Annotated in this window: 14 protein-coding genes; 12 read left to right on the top strand and 2 right to left on the bottom strand. The window is 50.0% G+C overall.

What is annotated here, in order from left to right:
• Positions 1-55 precede the first annotated feature (55 nt).
• The 5 genes from M2277_RS03055 to M2277_RS03035 all read left to right on the top strand — a co-directional run bounded on the left by M2277_RS03055 (position 56) and on the right by M2277_RS03035 (position 4704).
• Positions 56-1081 (top strand): zinc-dependent alcohol dehydrogenase, encoded by a 1026-nt coding sequence (locus M2277_RS03055; RefSeq protein WP_006211868.1) that lies wholly within the window; start codon positions 56-58, stop codon positions 1079-1081.
• A 76-nt stretch (positions 1082-1157) separates the two neighbouring features.
• Positions 1158-2144 (top strand): TRAP transporter substrate-binding protein, encoded by a 987-nt coding sequence (locus M2277_RS03050; protein ID WP_006211867.1) that lies wholly within the window; start codon positions 1158-1160, stop codon positions 2142-2144.
• Between the two features lie 29 nt (positions 2145-2173).
• On the top strand, positions 2174-2674 hold the full coding sequence (locus M2277_RS03045; RefSeq protein ID WP_006211866.1) for a TRAP transporter small permease: 501 nt from the start codon (positions 2174-2176) through the stop codon (positions 2672-2674).
• Positions 2674-3954 carry a TRAP transporter large permease gene (locus M2277_RS03040; RefSeq protein WP_006211865.1) on the top strand — a complete coding sequence of 427 codons (1281 nt, stop codon included), beginning with the start codon at positions 2674-2676 and terminating at the stop codon, positions 3952-3954. The genes M2277_RS03045 and M2277_RS03040 overlap by 1 nt, the downstream gene beginning before the upstream one ends.
• 90 nt (positions 3955-4044) lie before the next feature.
• Positions 4045-4704, top strand: coding sequence for a class II aldolase/adducin family protein (locus tag M2277_RS03035; RefSeq protein WP_036641482.1), 660 nt, complete (start codon positions 4045-4047; stop codon positions 4702-4704).
• Between the two features lie 232 nt (positions 4705-4936).
• Here the strand turns inward: M2277_RS03035 and M2277_RS03030 are convergent, their stop codons facing one another.
• Positions 4937-5125 carry an HXXEE domain-containing protein gene (locus M2277_RS03030; RefSeq protein WP_006211863.1) on the bottom strand — a complete coding sequence of 63 codons (189 nt, stop codon included), beginning with the start codon at positions 5123-5125 and terminating at the stop codon, positions 4937-4939.
• A 304-nt stretch (positions 5126-5429) separates the two neighbouring features.
• Here M2277_RS03030 and M2277_RS03025 point away from each other — a divergent pair, with 304 nt between their 5' ends.
• The 4 genes from M2277_RS03025 to M2277_RS03010 all read left to right on the top strand — a co-directional run bounded on the left by M2277_RS03025 (position 5430) and on the right by M2277_RS03010 (position 9634).
• A complete protein-coding gene (locus M2277_RS03025) occupies positions 5430-6356 on the top strand; it encodes a carbohydrate ABC transporter permease (protein ID WP_063480261.1) in 927 nt (308 codons plus the stop codon).
• Entirely contained in the window at positions 6353-7177 is an 825-nt protein-coding gene (locus tag M2277_RS03020; protein ID WP_006211861.1) for a carbohydrate ABC transporter permease, read from the top strand. Before M2277_RS03025 ends, M2277_RS03020 begins: the two co-directional genes overlap by 4 nt.
• A gap of 76 nt (positions 7178-7253) precedes the next feature.
• A complete protein-coding gene (locus M2277_RS03015) occupies positions 7254-8615 on the top strand; it encodes an ABC transporter substrate-binding protein (protein WP_481857760.1) in 1362 nt (453 codons plus the stop codon).
• A 125-nt stretch (positions 8616-8740) separates the two neighbouring features.
• The gene (locus tag M2277_RS03010) at positions 8741-9634 is read left to right on the top strand and encodes a DUF4097 family beta strand repeat-containing protein (RefSeq protein ID WP_280754097.1); all 894 of its coding nucleotides are present in this window, start codon (positions 8741-8743) and stop codon (positions 9632-9634) included.
• Positions 9635-9759: 125 nt separating this feature from the next.
• Here the strand turns inward: M2277_RS03010 and M2277_RS03005 are convergent, their stop codons facing one another.
• The gene (locus tag M2277_RS03005; protein WP_063480258.1) at positions 9760-10461 is read right to left on the bottom strand and encodes a MerR family transcriptional regulator; all 702 of its coding nucleotides are present in this window, start codon (positions 10459-10461) and stop codon (positions 9760-9762) included.
• Positions 10462-10764: 303 nt separating this feature from the next.
• Here M2277_RS03005 and uvrA point away from each other — a divergent pair, with 303 nt between their 5' ends.
• The 3 genes from uvrA to M2277_RS02990 all read left to right on the top strand — a co-directional run bounded on the left by uvrA (position 10765) and on the right by M2277_RS02990 (position 15617).
• Positions 10765-13266, top strand: a complete 2502-nt coding sequence (uvrA, locus tag M2277_RS03000) for an excinuclease ABC subunit UvrA (protein WP_280754096.1) — start codon at positions 10765-10767, stop codon at positions 13264-13266.
• Between the two features lie 30 nt (positions 13267-13296).
• Positions 13297-15063 carry an ABC transporter ATP-binding protein gene (locus M2277_RS02995; RefSeq protein ID WP_280754094.1) on the top strand — a complete coding sequence of 589 codons (1767 nt, stop codon included), beginning with the start codon at positions 13297-13299 and terminating at the stop codon, positions 15061-15063.
• Between the two features lie 164 nt (positions 15064-15227).
• Positions 15228-15617, top strand: coding sequence for a tautomerase family protein (locus M2277_RS02990; protein WP_280754093.1), 390 nt, complete (start codon positions 15228-15230; stop codon positions 15615-15617).
• Positions 15618-15987 lie beyond the last annotated feature (370 nt).

Genomic DNA, 15987 nt, shown 5'->3' with positions numbered 1-15987 from the left:
CAGAGAGATACGAAATCATACCGCGAAGCTTGAATTACAACAAGGGGGAGAGACAATGAAGGCTGTATATGTGGAGGATGCATACAAAGTTGTCGTTAAAGACGTGGATATACCGGAAATCGGGACGGGGGAAGTATTGATACAGGTAAAAGCCGCCGGTATTTGCGGTTCGGATATTCATACTTATAAGGGATTGCATCTGTTTCGGAAGCCGCCGGTCATTATCGGACATGAATTGTCCGGTGAAGTCGTGAAGGTCGGCAAGGACGTCACCTCCTTCAAGCCGGGGGACCGGGTAACCGTTGAGCCGCAGGTGGGCTGCGGCAAATGCGATTACTGCCTTACCGGCAGAACGAATTATTGCGCGGAGCGGGGAGCGCCTGGCCTGAAGGGCTGGTATGGCTCGATGGCTGAATATTTTGCCGCCCCGGAGACGTGTGTGTTCAAACTGCCGGATCATCTGGACCATGAGCTGGGTGTGCTCGTTGAACCGTTTGCGGTAGGGGTTCATGCGGTAAGGAAAGCCGGAATTGAAATTGGAGACAAAGTTGCCATTCTTGGAGCCGGTCCGATCGGGCTGCTCGCCATGACGGCAGCCAAGGCGGCAGGGGCTACAACGCTGATGGTTACCGATGTGATGGATTACGCGCTTGAATCCGCTAAGGAGATGGGAGCGACTCACACCTTAAATATTCACGGCAAGGATCATTGGACAGCGGAAGCCAAGGCAGACATTGCAGGCGAATTTGATAAGGTGCTGATTGCGGCCGGCGTTCCGGGAATCGTGGATGATGCCCTTTCCTTGCTTCGCAAAGGCGGCCGCTGCGTAACGATTGCGATGTTCCATGGCACGCAAACCTTCGATATCGTAAATTTGCAGCAAACAGAGAAAGAAATTGTGGGCTGCATGACCTATACGCGTGAAGATACCATTTCGGCCATTGATTTGTTGTCCAGCGGGGCGGTGAATGTCAAATCAGTCATTTCCCATCGTCTGCCTTATGAAGAGGCGGCGGAAGGCTTCCGTCTGGTGGACAAGAAAGAAGATTCATCTCTGAAAGTCATTGTCACCTTTGAATAATCAGCATATTCCCCGCGGCTTCTGCTTCTAGGGACGGAAGCCGCAGGAACTTCATATCAGATTGGGGGAACGGCAAATGTGGAAAAGAATCACAGTTGTCATGGTGGTTGCACTGCTCATTGTAAGCGCTTTATTTATAACCAAGCCCAATACGAGCGATGGTCCGATCAAGCTGAGACTCGGCCATATTACGGGCGAATCCGATCCATGGCATCTCGGTGCGCTTAAATTTGCGGAACTGGTCAAGGAGAAAACGAACGGAGAGATTGAGGTCGAAGTTTATGCCAGCTCCATGCTTGGGAATGACCGAGACCTGATCGAAGGCATGCAGATAGGGTCGGTGGATTTTGCACTGCCGGCCGGCGTATTATCCAATTTCTATAGTCCTTATGCAATTCTGGAGCTGCCATATTTGTTCCGCGACAAGCAGCATCTGGAGAATGTGCTCTATGGCGATGTCGGAGATGAACTGAAGCAGAGCTTGCTTGATAATGCCGAGGTCCGTGGCTTGGAGTTCTGGATGAGAACCCCGCGCGAGTTGACCGCGAACAAGAAAATTGAAACGCCAAGCGATCTGCGCGGTTTGAAAATCCGCGTGCCCGAGATTCCGGCTTCCATTGCAGCTTGGGAAGCGATGGGCGCTACGCCGACGCCAATGGCCTTCGGAGAAGTCTACTCCTCGCTTCAAACCGGAGTTATCGATGCACAGGAGAATCCGGTTGCTTTTACGGCAAGCTCCAAAATTCAGGAAGTCCAGAAATATATGATGATGACGGATCATGTATACGGCTACGTGATGCTTGCTATGAGTGAAGTGACGTACCAACGCTTGAATGAGTTCCAGCGGCAAGCGGTTGAAGAGGCTGCCAAGGAAGCCACCGAATATGAGAATCAGTTGGTGTTTGAACAGGAAGAGCAGATCATCAATCAACTGAAGGAGTTTGGAACCGAGTTCGTTGAGGTTGAAAAAGGTCCATTCGAGGCCGCTGCCAAATCCGTGCATGAACGCTTTGCCAACATGTACGGAAGAGAGCTTTACGACAAAATTATTAATACGCCATAACCATTTTTTCTCAATAGGGGGGATAAGCCATGCGGCAGACATTAAAAGCGATCGACGCGCTCAACAAACTCGTGGGCATCGCAGTGGCCATGATCCTGGGTGTAATGTCCATCCTGATTATCATGCAGATTATTTACCGGATTATCGGTTATCCACTTCACTGGTCCGAGGAACTTGCGAGATATTTGATGGTTTACCTCGTATTCCTGGGTTCCTCGCTTGCACTGCGGCATCACCGTTTGGTTGCGATCGAGCTGCTGCCGGAGCTGGTGAGTGAAGTAAACAAGAAGGTTATCCGCATTACCGTGATGGTGATATGCATTGTGTTTTTTGTTCTTTTGCTGGTCCAGGGCATTGATATTCTGAATCGGGTATCCGTGCAGTCGTCGGCAGCCATGGGACTCAGCATGTCGATCCCTTATGCGGCGATTCCTGTCGGGGCCATGCTGCTCATTATCAATGCGGTAGCAGTCATTCTGGAAACGATTGTTTCCGAGAAACTACCGCCAGCGAAGGAGGAAGGATTATAATGCCTATCATACTATTCGGATGTCTGATCCTTTTCTTCGCTATCAGCGTACCGATAGCCGTCTCAATGGGAATGGCTTCGGCGGTGGCGATCTGGTGGGAAGGCGGCACGCCGCTGCTTGTTCTGGTTCAGCGTTCATTCACGTCAACGGATTCATTCCCCTTAATGGCGATTCCATTCTTCGTATTTGCAGGGACATTAATGGAATTTGGCGGAATTTCAAGAAGGCTCGTGAATCTGGCCAATGCACTGACAGGTCATTTACCCGGCGGACTTGGACTTGTAACGATTGTAACGTCGATGTTCTTTGCTGCGATATCAGGCTCTTCCGCTGCTGCAACGGCAGCACTTGGCAGCATTCTGATTCCTGCGATGATCTCCCGAGGATATCATAAGAACTTTACGGGCGCCCTTCAGGCAACATCGGGTGAGCTGGGGGTTATCATTCCGCCAAGTATTCCATTGATTCTATATGGGGTAGCGGCGGAGACTTCAATCGGTGATCTGTTTATGGCGGGACTTATTCCGGGACTGATGATTGGATTGTCGCTGATGATAGCCGTTTACATGATTGCTAAGCGCAAAGGCTACGCACGGGAAAAAAGAAAGACGCGCGCAGAGGTATGGCAGGCTTTCAAGGAGTCGTTCTGGGCAGTTCTTATGCCAATCATTATCCTTGGCGGAATCTATGGCGGTATCTTCACGCCAACGGAGGCCGCAGGCGTTGCTGTAGCCTATGCCTTCATCGTTGGCGTATTCGTTTACAAAGAGATTAAATTCTCCAAGCTGATTAACATTCTGACGCAATCTACGATTACGACCTCTGTCATTATGTTCATCATTGCAAGCGCCGGATTGTTCAGCTGGATTATGACGCGCGAAGGAATTCCACAGGCAGTTGCTGGCTTCTTCGTGAACATATCCGATAATCCAATCGTATTCCTGCTGTTGGTTAACGTATTCCTGCTCATCGTAGGAATGTTCATGGAGTCCAATGCATCGATTATTATTTTAGCGCCGCTGCTGGCTCCTGTAGCTGCCGAGTTCGGTATTGATCCAACCCATTTTGGGATTATCATGATCGTCAACCTGGCGATTGGGATGTGTACGCCCCCGCTTGGCATCAACCTGTTTATATCCGCGCAGATTGCAAAAATCCGGCTGGATCAGATCAGCAAAGGCATGGTGCCGTTCTATATTGTGCTGATTATAGACTTACTGTTGATTACGTTTCTTCCGCAATTGTCGATGTTCCTACCAAACTTGTTGGGCGGTAAATAAGGGACTCACGAAGTCAACGTGTAGAAGTCAACGTGTACTAGTAAGGGAATCTCAAGTGAAAAATATAAACTGATTCAGGAGGTCGATCTCATGGCTAACGTGGAGACGATTAGAAAAGAACTGCAGCATACCGGTAAATATATGATGCAATACGATCTGGCTTGGGGAAATGCAGGCAACATCTCTGCCAGGAGCGAAGGTGATCGTTACGTGGTCACGGCCAGCGGTACCTTCCTCGGAGAACTGGAGGAGGCGGACTTGATCGAATGCGATCTGTCCGGGAATGTATATGGAGCTGAGGGACGTAAACCGTCCAAAGAAACCCCCATGCATCGAGCGATTTACGAAAGCCGTCCGGAGATCGGAGCCGTGCTTCATGCATCCCCGTTCTATACGACGCTTATTGCGTGTTCAGATCTGGAAATTCCTTCGAACATGTTCGTTGAGACGATGTATTACCTGGAGCGAATAGAAAGAGTGCCGTATTGTCATCCAGGAAGTGATGCGCTGGGTGAAGGCGTTCGGAAAAAGGCCAAGCTTGCCAATGTGCTGCTGCTTGAGAACCATGGCGTGGTTGTTTATGATACCACCATCCGCGAAGCCCGGATGGCACTGCAGACGCTGGAGGTTGCCAGCCGTATGTTGATTACTTCGATGAGCGCGAAGGTGGGCATCCAGGGACTTGGCCCGGAGACGGAGCTGGAATTCCTGGAGAAAGCCGGATACAAGCCTAGACGTAACTGGAGCTAAACACAGAGCTTTGGATACATGATGAATAAGTAATGTAATGCTGCCGGATGATGAGATCCGGCGGCATTTTTTTAAAAAACACCAGTAGGCATCAACTTCGAACGTTTAACAATCTCTGCGAATGGGCGCATCTGCTTCCCAAGCGTTAGACCAAACCATACCAAACAAAGTACGACGGGTAAGGAAATCATAGTTCCAATTGGGAGTGCAGCAGGTTCAACGAAATCTTCGTTCAGGAAGCGATAAAGGTATAAATGCCATATGGGATTTCCAGAAGCGCTGCCGTAATGACACCGGGCGTATACGCTTTAAGCGCGATAGAAGCTCCTACCTGCTTCACTCCGTCCAGCAGGAATACTGCAACAAAGCCGGTAAACAGGGCATTTAGGCCGCTGTCGGGTTCAAAGTGCAAGGCAGTCACGAAGGTAATACTGGTGAGTCAGAGCCGATCAGAAGTACAGCCCATGTAAATTGCAGGGTGATGTTCTTGTCCCACCGAAAATTACAATACATGGGATTATATGCATATGTGAATATTCGTTGACAATATTTGAGAGCCGATTGTAATATAGGAGCAGCTACATATGTGATGGAGAACAGGAGAATCACATCATTGCTTGTCTGTTTAGGCATGCAGTTTTGTGATTTTTTTGTTCTCTTTTTTTGCGGAATTTTGCTTTCCATTTCGGTTTGAGGGGAATATCCCAAAGAAAGGGGAATGGCAATTGCCTAATTATGAAAGCGTTTTAAATGACAGAAAATCTAAGGAGGTAAGAAAAAGAGTTTGGAAAGAGCATGCTTTAGCCTATGGATTTTTGGCACCCTCCGTCATCGTATTTATGATGTTTCTGTTCTATCCGATGTTGAAATCAGTTTATCTTAGCATGACCATTACCGATCCCCGAGGTCAAGTGGTCGAATTTGTGTGGCTGGAGAACTTTATCCGGCTCTTATCGACAGGACAATTTTATAAAAATTTAGGTGTCACCTTGATGTTTATACTGTTCACGGTCCCTACCTCCTTAATCTGGTCGCTATTCCTGGCTGCCATTACCCACAACAAGCTGCGCGGCATGAAGGTGTTTCAGTTTATCTTCTCCTTGCCCATCGTGATTTCGGTCGGAACCGGCTCGATTATTTGGTTTCTGTTGTTTCATCCTACGGCAGGGATGCTGAATTATTTTCTAAGTCTCGTTCATGTCGGGCCGATTCCCTGGTTAACCGATCCTTCGTGGGCGCTTATCTCCATTTCCATCATGACCATCTGGATGAACATGGGATTCCTGTATATTCTGCTGTCAAGCGGATTACAAGGGGTGCCGGAAGAGATTTACGAAAGCGCTAGAATGGACGGCTCCGGGCCGATTCGGACATTTCTGCAAATCGTGCTGCCACTGCTGTCACCGACCATCTTCTTCGCCTTGATCGTTTCGGTTATCAGTGCATTTCAGGCGTTTGGGCAAATTCACATTTTGACGAAGGGCGGCCCGATCAATTCAACCAATGTGATGGTTTACTCCATCTATCAGGATGCCTTCGTTAATTTCCGATTTGGCATTGGCAGCGCGCAGGCTTTGATTCTGTTTGCGATTATTCTGCTCTTGACTCTGCTGCAGTTCAAAGTACTGGAGAAGAAGGTGCATTATCAATGATCCTGCGAAGAGCTGCGTCCGCATTCACGTATCTGCTGCTTTTGCTCTTGTCTTTGGTCGTGTTGTATCCGCTTATCTTTACCGTGTTCTCTTCCTTTATGACGGAGAAGGAGGTAGCTAATTTTCCGCCGCCGTTGTTCCCGTCGAGCTTCTACCTGGGCAATTTCGCGGAAGCCATTTCAGGGTTTCCCATCGTCCGCTTTATTCTGAACAGCTTTATTGTTTCTACCGCTATCATGCTCTGTCAAGTTATTACTTCGAGTCTGGCGGCTTACGCATTCGCATTTTTGAATTTTAAGGGGAAGGCCGTGCTGTTCGGACTCTTCCTGTCCACGATGATGATTCCATGGGAAGTGACGATTATTCCTAACTATCTGACAATTAAGGATTGGGGATGGATGGACAGCTACCAAGGGTTGATCGTACCTTTCATGGCGGGTGCTTTTGGGGTGTTTCTGCTCCGTCAGTTCTTCCTGCAGCTTCCGCGCGAGCTGTTTGACGCGGCCAAGATCGACGGATGCGGTCATATTCGTTGTTATTTCTCCATGGTGCTCCCGTTGTCCCGGTCGTCCATTGCCACGCTGGCAGTGTATACATTCCTTACCCATTGGAATCACTTCCTGTGGCCGCTGCTCATTACGAACAAGGCATCGATGCGCACGGTACAGATCGGGGTCGCCATGCTCCAGCATGCCGAAGTGATGTCATGGAATCTGATTTTGGCGGGCGTGACGATTGTGCTGATCCCGTCGTTTGTGCTGCTCGCTTTTGGCGTAAAACAACTGGTTCGCGGAATTACGGCAGGTGCGTTGAAGGGCTAATGAAGTGGTGCGCTTGCACTTATGCAGGCTTATCATAGGTTGTCATTTTGAATAGAAAAGGGAGGGCATTGGTGTGATGAAGAGAAGAATCAGGATGATTGGTGTGGTGCTGGCTGCGGTCATGGTGCTGCTGAGTGCATGCAACGTTAATATGGGGGAGGAGCCGGCGAAGGGGACGGATACTGGCACCAAGACAGAAGCTGGCGTGCAAAAGGTTGTGTTCTGGCATGCGATGGGTGGAGCGACAACCAAGGTGGTTGACCAGCTTGTCGCCAACTTTAACGAGTCCCAGGATAAGGTACAGGTTGAAGCGGTGTATCAGGGGACTTATGATGATTTGTTAAGCAAATTAAAGGCGTCGATGGGTACAAACGAGGGGCCGTCCGTTGTGCAGATGTACGAGATTGGCAGCCGTTTTATGATTGATTCCAAACTGATTACCCCCATGCAGGACTTCATTGATGCGGACCAATGGGATGCGGCTCAACTTGAACCGAATATCAGCGGCTATTATACATTCGAGAACAAACTGTACTCGATGCCGTTCAACTCATCCAATCCTATATTGTATTATAACAAGGACTTGTTCAAGGATGCCGGACTAGACCCGGAGAATCCTCCGAAGACGTTTGAAGAGTTGACGATTGCGGCCGAAACGATATCGAAAAAGGGGAAAGCCGTGGGCGCTAATTTTGCGATTTACGGCTGGTTCATGGAGCAGCTATTCGCGAGCCAAGGTGCTGAATACGTGAACCATGGGAATGGCCGTGATGATCTGGCAACGGAATCACTAGTAAACACGGAACCTGGAGTAAAGGTGTTAACCTGGTGGAAGGAATTGGTTGATTCGAAGGCTGCCAACAATCTGGGACGCAAGACCGACGATTCCAAAAAGGCTTTCTCGGCGGGCCAAGTTGCCATGATTCTGGATTCGACTGCGGCATTGAAAGGACTGGTTGACAGTGCGGAGGGGAAATTCGAGGTAGGAACGGGGTTCCTTCCCAAGCCGGCAGGCTCGGCTGAAGGAGGAGTAATCGTTGGCGGAGCAAGCTTGTGGATGATGAACAGTCGTCCTGACACAGAGCAAGAGGCCGCATGGGAATTCATTAAATTTCTGACTTCTCCATCTCAGCAAGCGTACTGGCATATCAATACCGGGTATTTTCCGATCACAACGAAGGCGTATGAGGAGGACAGTGTGAAGGAAAATCTGGAGAAATTCCCGCAGTTCCAAACCGCGATTGATCAGCTGCATCAGACGAAGCTGGTCAAGGCGACACAAGGTGCGGTGATGGGGGTTTTTCCGGAAGCGAGGCAAATCGTGGAAGGCGCAATCGAAGAAGTGCTTAACAATAAAAAGTCTCCGCAGCAGGCACTAGATGATGCCGCCAAAGAAATCACGGCTAAAATTCAGGACTATAATCGAACCGTGAAGTAGCACTTTCAATCATTTGCCCCCGACTAAAGTCCAGGAAGCAACCAGTCCAGGGAAGCGTGTTAAATCCTGCCATCCAGTTATAATGGATTTATACATAAACAGGAATGGACTGGGAGGATCATAACATGAAAAAGCAAAGAACGATGGCGGTTAAAATCGCATCGCTAATGGTTTTTGCCGTGCTGGTCGGGTGTGATGCAGCCAATAACGCAGATGAAGCCGTCATTCAGGAGCTTGATAAATTAGCACAGGTTGGGAACCTTGCAGGAGATTCCGCGGTGGCAATCAGCGATCATGTCAAGCGGGAGGGGAAAGAGTTCGAATTGACGGCGGCCCAGGAAATCGGCACAGCCGAGGGATTAGTTGTTGACCATGCCGTGGGCAATATCGAGCTCATCGCAGCATCCGGCAGCGAGATCAAAGTAAAAACAACCGTGTGGTTTAACGAAGCTTTCTTTAAGAACGATAACATCCGTACCCAGGTTACAGAGCAGGCGGCCAGCTCCTTTACACTCAAGGACGGCATGCTGCAATTAAGAACCCATCCTAAAGAGGACTCAAGCACGAGTCTGTGGGATTGGTCGCAGAAGCAGTTTGGCGACTCCGGGTTCATGATTGATTATGTGATCGAAGTGCCGGAAGCCCTTCAAGAGGTTCGCATGAATAATGATGTCGGAAAGGTCCTTGTGAACGATTTGAAGGGGGCTTTTGATCTTCGATTAGGGACCGGGGAGATTCAGCTCAACAAAACGGAAATTACGGGGAATTCCAAAATCGTAACCGAAGCCGGCAGCGTCAAGATGTTGCTTGAGGAGATCGATAAGGACAGCACCCTGGCGGTTAACACGTCGGCAGGGAGCATCACGACCACGTTTGCGCCGCAGATGAAGTATACGCTGGATACCCAAACCGAGCTTGGGCAGATTACAGGCGCAAGCCGGGGGCAGAGCGACGTGAACGGTGGCGGAGCTGCGATATCCCTATCGACCTCGGTGGGCTCCATTAAGGTTAATCCATAGAAATCGTGTGCATACGGTCACAGGAATCATAAGGTCATAGAATGCAAGAAACAAACCAGCACGGATGTGTTCCATCCGTGCTGGTTTGTTGTATGTGTACACCACAATATGAAAGGGAACTGGAATTACATTAATTTCAATACTCGGCATAACTGGTATAGGTAGTGTACGCCGCGCATTTGGTTGTGGTTGCGGTAATTCAGATACACCAGCGTGTCCTTCAGTACCCGCCTGGCGTTATGGACATGATGGTGCTCGAGTTCTTGCAATACATCCTTGATGACCTCCAGCGGGTAATTGGCCGAGCGGAGAATACGAATGATCATAATCTGCCGGATCTGAGCATCATCGAATTTCCGGTAACCGTTGTCCTGATCTCGAGGCAGGTTAAGAATGCCTTCCTTCTCCCAGTGGCGGATGGCCGAGGTGGGAACGCCGGTTTCAGCGGCAACATCACCGATCGTCAGCTCTTTTTTCCGGCCACGGGCATCTACAATATCAAGCTGCTCGGTATCCAGAATGCGGATCGTCCGCTCTGCAAGGATTTTATCCTGTTGAAGGCGGGCTTGTACCTCGCTTACGATCCAAAGCGCTTCATCCACTTCTTGTTCCTGCAGTTTGACCATCACTTTCTTAGTAACATCTACACCGAAACCGGGAAACATGGCCCTTATGCATTCAAAATAAGCGGCATGCTCCTCGGTATATACCCGGTATCCGTTCGGGGCACGTTCAGCAGGAGGGACGATTCCCCATTTCTCATAGTGCTTGAGTGCACTTGTGGTAATCCCCAGCTTTTTTGCTATATCAATCGGTCTGATGCCCATAATGGTCCCCCTTGCCTTACGCGGATCTGCCATAATCCTTTTTTCTGGGGGATTGTATCATGAAGTAAGGGTCAAAGAAAAGAAGCCTGATGGGAAAATAACGAAACGAACTATTTATAGCCCATTATCTAGTCCGTGCGATGGTACACGGATAAACCGCCAACAAACATTATACATAAACCTTAAAGTGATGTGACGGATTCCGCCTTTGAAAACGGTGATGGATCAACCTTTTTAATTGTGGAATTTTAGACTTGCATCAATGTTGTAAGATGGGTTTGTAAATCGAAGGAGGTTGGAATTATGAATGGAACGATTAAGATTCGCGGTGCGCGGGAGAACAATCTGAAGAATGTCTCGCTTGAAATCCCGAAGTACAAACTGGTTGTCATGACGGGCCCCTCAGGATCGGGTAAGTCCACACTCGCAATGGACACTCTTCAGCGTGAATGCCAGCGGCAGTATATGGAATCCATGGGCATGGTGTCGGACTCGGTCAGCAAGCCGAAGGTGGATTCGATTGAAGGTCTCTCCCCGTCGATCAGCGTGGGTCAGCACATTACGAACCGGAACCCGAGGTCGACCATCGGAACGGTGACGGATATCTACACGCTGCTGCGGATTTTATTTGCCAAGCTTGGTGAGCGTACCTGTCCTTCCTGCGGGGACACGGTCACGCCGAATGTGGAGGGGGAAACGTATCACGGTCCGTCGGACGCGGAAGAGATCAGCGACTCCCACGAGACGGTTCATTGTAGGCGATGCGGTCACAGTCTTGATAAGTTAACGATGTCGCATTTTTCCTTTAACAAGCCGGAAGGCGCCTGCGAAACCTGCAGCGGACTCGGCCAAACGGTCAGCCTGAATATGGATGCCGTGTTCAATCAGGAACTGAGTATAAGAGACGGTGCGGTCAAGCCATGGTTCAACGCTTTAGTTGAGTATCACACGAGTACGATGAAAGCAGCCGCGCAACATTATGGCTTCATGTTCGATGATCATTTGCCGCTGCTGGACTATAACGAAGTTCAGCGTGATCTTCTGTATTACGGCGTTGAGAGTGAGCAGTTCATTCGGCATTTTCCGGAAGTGAAGCCGCCGAAGTCCGTAGGGCAAGGCAAATACGAAGGTGTTGTAACCGGAATATGGAGAAGGTACCGGGAGAAGGGGAGCGAATCCGGTGAGGCGGTTCTGTTTCAGGAGCAGCAATGTCCGGATTGTCATGGAACGAAACTAAAAGAAGGCAGCCGCCGGGTCCTTGTTGCCGGGGCGGCTATCCATGAGGTCAATGCCTGGTCGATTGGGGATGCACTCGCTTGGATGGAAGCATTACTCGGAAAGCTATCCTTGGATCAGTTAATGATCGTGGAACCACTCATCTATGATTCCGTAGTGAGACTGAAACGCATTATGGATGTCGGCCTTGGCTATATGTCCATGGATAGACAAGTAGTGACGATGTCGGGCGGAGAAGCCCAGAGGCTTAGACTGGCATCGATTCTGGGATCGGGGCTTACGGGGGTCCTGTATATTTTGGACGAACCGACGACCGGGCTTCATCCCAAAGATACCCGTGGACTCATTCAGGTTCTGAAACAACTGAGGGATCTGGGCAACACGGTGCTTGTGATCGAACATGACGAAGAAGTCATGCGTGCCGCAGATCATATCATCGACATCGGACCGGGTGCGGGAACGATGGGCGGTACGGTGGTGGGTCAGGGAACACTGGAGGAATTAATCCACAGCTCCGACTCCGTTACCGGATCGTATTTCCGCGAGAATGGAATGCTTGCGGCACCGAGCCGGCGCAGGACAGGGAACGGCAGCCTGCTTACGATCGAGGAGGCGCATTTAAGGAATTTGAAGAACATAACCGCATCGTTCCCGCTCGGCTGTCTCATATCGGTGACAGGTGTGTCGGGATCAGGCAAATCCACGCTCTTGTTTGACCTTCTGGCGGAATCCGGAAGCGATCAATCAACTCCAACCGGCTGCAAAGCGATTACGGGCTGGGATTCCGTGGGACAACTCATTACAGTTGACCAATCTCCGGTATCCCGCATGCAGCGCTCCAACATTGCCACTTACACGGATGTGTATACCCATATTAGAAACTGGTATGCCGCAATGACGGAAGCCAAACAAAGCCAGCTGACAGCGAAGCATTTTTCATTCAATACACCAGGCGGCCGATGCGAGACCTGCCAAGGTCTTGGCGTGGTCTCGGTGCATATGCATTTTCTGCCGGAGCTGGAAGTGCGCTGCCCGGATTGCAGAGGGAGGCGCTTCAAGGAAGAGGTTCTGCGCGTGACTTACAACGGTTATACGATCTCCGATATTCTGGATATGACAATTGAAGAGAGCCTGACGCTGCTGGAGGAGCGGCCGAAAATCATGGAGTTGACCAAACTGCTCTGCGATGTCGGACTTGGTTATTTGAAGTGGGGTCAATCGGTTCGAACGTTGTCCGGCGGCGAGGGTCAGCGGATTAAGCTGGCGAAGGAACTGAGCAAGAAGACGAGGAACCACACGCTATATTTGCTGGATGAACCTTCAACCGGCTTGCACCCAGGAGATGTGTTGCAATTGCTGCTTCTGTTGAACCGCTTGGTGGATGCGGGAAACACCGTCATTCTGGTTGAACACAATCTGGACCTGATCTGGAACTCCGACTGGATTCTTGATATTGGTCCTGGCGGGGGAGCCTCCGGCGGATCGGTGGTTGCAGCGGGAACGCCTGAGGAAGTGGCGGCAGTGGAGGCATCGTTTACCGGCCGTTTCATCCAAGAAATCTATATGTGATCATAGCGAAAGAGATAGGAGGGATTCGATATGGAGCAAACCGTAGAAGAAGAGAAAGGCAAGGTAACGAAGACCACGATTCGCTATTTTATCCAACTGCTGCGTTCCGCGGGTATTCCGAAGCTGGTGCTCTTTCTTGCCATTCTGCTAAGTATGGTCGGGGCGGTGACCGGACTGGTCGTCCCGCTCATCACCGGCCAATTGATCGATAATTTTGCAGCGGATTCGTTTAATGTCCGCACGGTCGGATTTCTGGCGATTCTGTTCCTGCTGGAAGCCGTAGCAAGCGGACTCTCGTATTATATGCTTGCCTTTGTCGGAAACCAGACGGTGAACAAGATTCGCAAACGGCTCTGGAGCAAAGTGCTGGCGTTGCCGGTTCCGTTCTTTGACAAGCATCGCTCGGCGGATACGATGAGCCGGGTGGCCAACGATACGAATGAAGTGAAGACGCTGATCACGGATCATCTGATCGCTTTTTGTTCGAATCTGCTGACCGTGATCGGTGCCGTTGCGATCCTGTTTTATCTGGATTGGCGGATGACCCTCATTATCCTCATCGCAGTCCCGGTAGGGTTCGGAATCTTAATGCCCATCGGCGGTAAAATGTACAAAATCTCCATCAGCATGTATGGACAGCTTGCCCAGTTGTCGGCCATGCTGACCCAGGTGATCGGCGAGATCCGACTGGTGAAGGCATCCAATGCCGAGCGGAAGGAGGAGAAAAGCGGCTACGACGACATGGACAGCCTGTATCGCTTCGGTATGAAGGAAGCCAAAATCAACTCGGTCCTGATTCCGTTGATGTCCATGGTCATGGTCGTGCTGCTGGTCGTTATTATCGGGTACGGCGGTGTTCGCGTCTCTTCCGGTGCGCTCAGCGCAGGTGAACTGGTGTCGTTTATCCTGCTGCTGTTCCAGATCATGTTTCCGTTCAGCCAATTCGCTACGTTCTATTCCCAGCTGCAGAAGGTAATGGCAGCTACCGAGAGATTGCGGCTTATTCTCGAATTCAAGCCGGAAACCGATGATCGAGCCATACGTCTTGCACCGCAAGGGCATCGGAACATTGAATTTAAAAAGGTTGGGTTTGCCTATCATGAAGGGGAGACGATCCTGTCCGACGTATCGTTCGCGATACCTGCCAAGAAGGTAACCGCCCTGGTTGGGCCGAGCGGCAGCGGAAAAACGACGGTTTTTTCCCTGATTGAACGTTTTTATGCGCCTTCCGGCGGGGAGATTTGGTTTGGTTCGGACGAGATTCGCGATTATACGCTGGACTCCTGGCGGCGAAAGCTCGGGTATGTCTCCCAGGACAGCCCGCTGATGACCGGAACGATTCGGGACAATATCGTTTATGGAAGGGAGGAGACAGTCTCCGAGGAAGAAATAGCTGAGGCGGCAAGACTGGCTTATGCCGAGGGATTTATCGAAGCTTTGCCAAGAGGGTATGACACGGAGGTTGGCGAGAGAGGCATCCAGTTGTCGGGAGGCCAGCGTCAACGGATTGCAATTGCCAGGGCGCTCTTGCGGAAGCCGGATATTCTGCTTCTGGACGAGGCAACGGCAAGTCTGGACAGTGATTCCGAGCATGAAGTGCAGAAGGCCTTGAATAATCTGATGGTGGAGCGCACGACCGTGGTCATCGCCCACCGGTTATCTACCGTTGTTGAGGCCGATCAGATTATCGTCCTTGAGAAGGGTCATATTACGGGGAGCGGTACGCACGAGGAATTAATCGAGAGCCACCCATCCTATGTGGAATGGGCGAAGAAGCAGTTCCAGACCGGTGAATAGAGGTAGTAATAGAAATCGGGGAACAACCGGATTGGGGAGAATGATCCGTATACCGTATTCAACATATTCACCGATATAAGAAGGGCTTTCGGACAGCCCGAACGAATAGGAATAATAGGTAACATAGCTTGAGCTTAGATGAGAACAGAGGAGATGAGTTGAGCGTGGCACAGATTAAGATTTATGGCGTCAGGGAGCGCCTGAACCCCGTGAAGGAAGAATTATCGGGAGTGATCCATTCGTGTGTGGGTGAAGCGTTTGGACTTCCCGTTGATAAAAAATTTCATCGCTTTTTCCCCATGAACCGGGAGGATTTCTACTTTCCTGACGGGAGGACGGATCGTTACACCGTGATCGAGATCAGCATATTTGAAGGCCGGACCGTGGAAGCCAAGAAACAGTTGATTCGACTGTTGTTCGAACGGATTCAGCATGCGCTGCACATCTCTTCCCGGGATGTGGAGATCACGATATTCGAAACGCCGCAGCACAATTGGGGAATCCGTGGCCTTCCTGGCGATGAACTGACATTAGGGTATCAGGTGAATATTTAACAGTGCAGCTATTTCTGATACAACAAGAATGGAAGACGTGTGAGTATTTTTAAGATACGGAATAGCATGGAATACATGGATTAAACGGAATAAATGGAAGATAGGTAAGACAAATAAGACAAGTAAGACAAGTAAGGCATGTAAGACACGATAAGACACGTAAGACACGGAAGATACGTAAGGCATAGAAAACATGGAAGACACGGAAGACACATAAGGCATAGAAAACACGGAAGACACGGAAGACACGGAAGACACGGAAGACACTTAAAGGTCAGTCAATACGGCTGTCCTTTTTTTGTGTACAGTTCCATTTTAAAAGGGAGACCGGAGCAGCTTGAAATTTGAGTAATCTGATCTTGGCTTGTTC

The organism is Paenibacillus sp. LBL, assembly GCF_029893715.1.
In the GTDB taxonomy this organism is placed as follows: Bacteria; Bacillota; Bacilli; order Paenibacillales; family Paenibacillaceae; genus Paenibacillus_AQ; species Paenibacillus_AQ glucanolyticus.
The sequence above is the reverse complement of the archived record's forward strand: the minus strand, read 5'-3'. Positions and strand labels throughout refer to the sequence as shown.

Coding starts and splice junctions, on each gene's coding strand:
- M2277_RS03005 (WP_063480258.1), bottom strand. CDS start 10,461: ATGGGCATCAGACCGATTGATATAGCAAAAAAGCTGGGGATTACCACA.
- M2277_RS03045 (WP_006211866.1), top strand. CDS start 2,174: ATGCGGCAGACATTAAAAGCGATCGACGCGCTCAACAAACTCGTGGGC.
- M2277_RS02995 (WP_280754094.1), top strand. CDS start 13,297: ATGGAGCAAACCGTAGAAGAAGAGAAAGGCAAGGTAACGAAGACCACG.
- M2277_RS03035 (WP_036641482.1), top strand. CDS start 4,045: ATGGCTAACGTGGAGACGATTAGAAAAGAACTGCAGCATACCGGTAAA.
- M2277_RS03010 (WP_280754097.1), top strand. CDS start 8,741: ATGAAAAAGCAAAGAACGATGGCGGTTAAAATCGCATCGCTAATGGTT.
- M2277_RS03020 (WP_006211861.1), top strand. CDS start 6,353: ATGATCCTGCGAAGAGCTGCGTCCGCATTCACGTATCTGCTGCTTTTG.
- M2277_RS03040 (WP_006211865.1), top strand. CDS start 2,674: ATGCCTATCATACTATTCGGATGTCTGATCCTTTTCTTCGCTATCAGC.
- M2277_RS03015 (WP_481857760.1), top strand. CDS start 7,254: ATGAAGAGAAGAATCAGGATGATTGGTGTGGTGCTGGCTGCGGTCATG.
- M2277_RS03055 (WP_006211868.1), top strand. CDS start 56: ATGAAGGCTGTATATGTGGAGGATGCATACAAAGTTGTCGTTAAAGAC.
- M2277_RS03050 (WP_006211867.1), top strand. CDS start 1,158: ATGTGGAAAAGAATCACAGTTGTCATGGTGGTTGCACTGCTCATTGTA.
- uvrA (WP_280754096.1), top strand. CDS start 10,765: ATGAATGGAACGATTAAGATTCGCGGTGCGCGGGAGAACAATCTGAAG.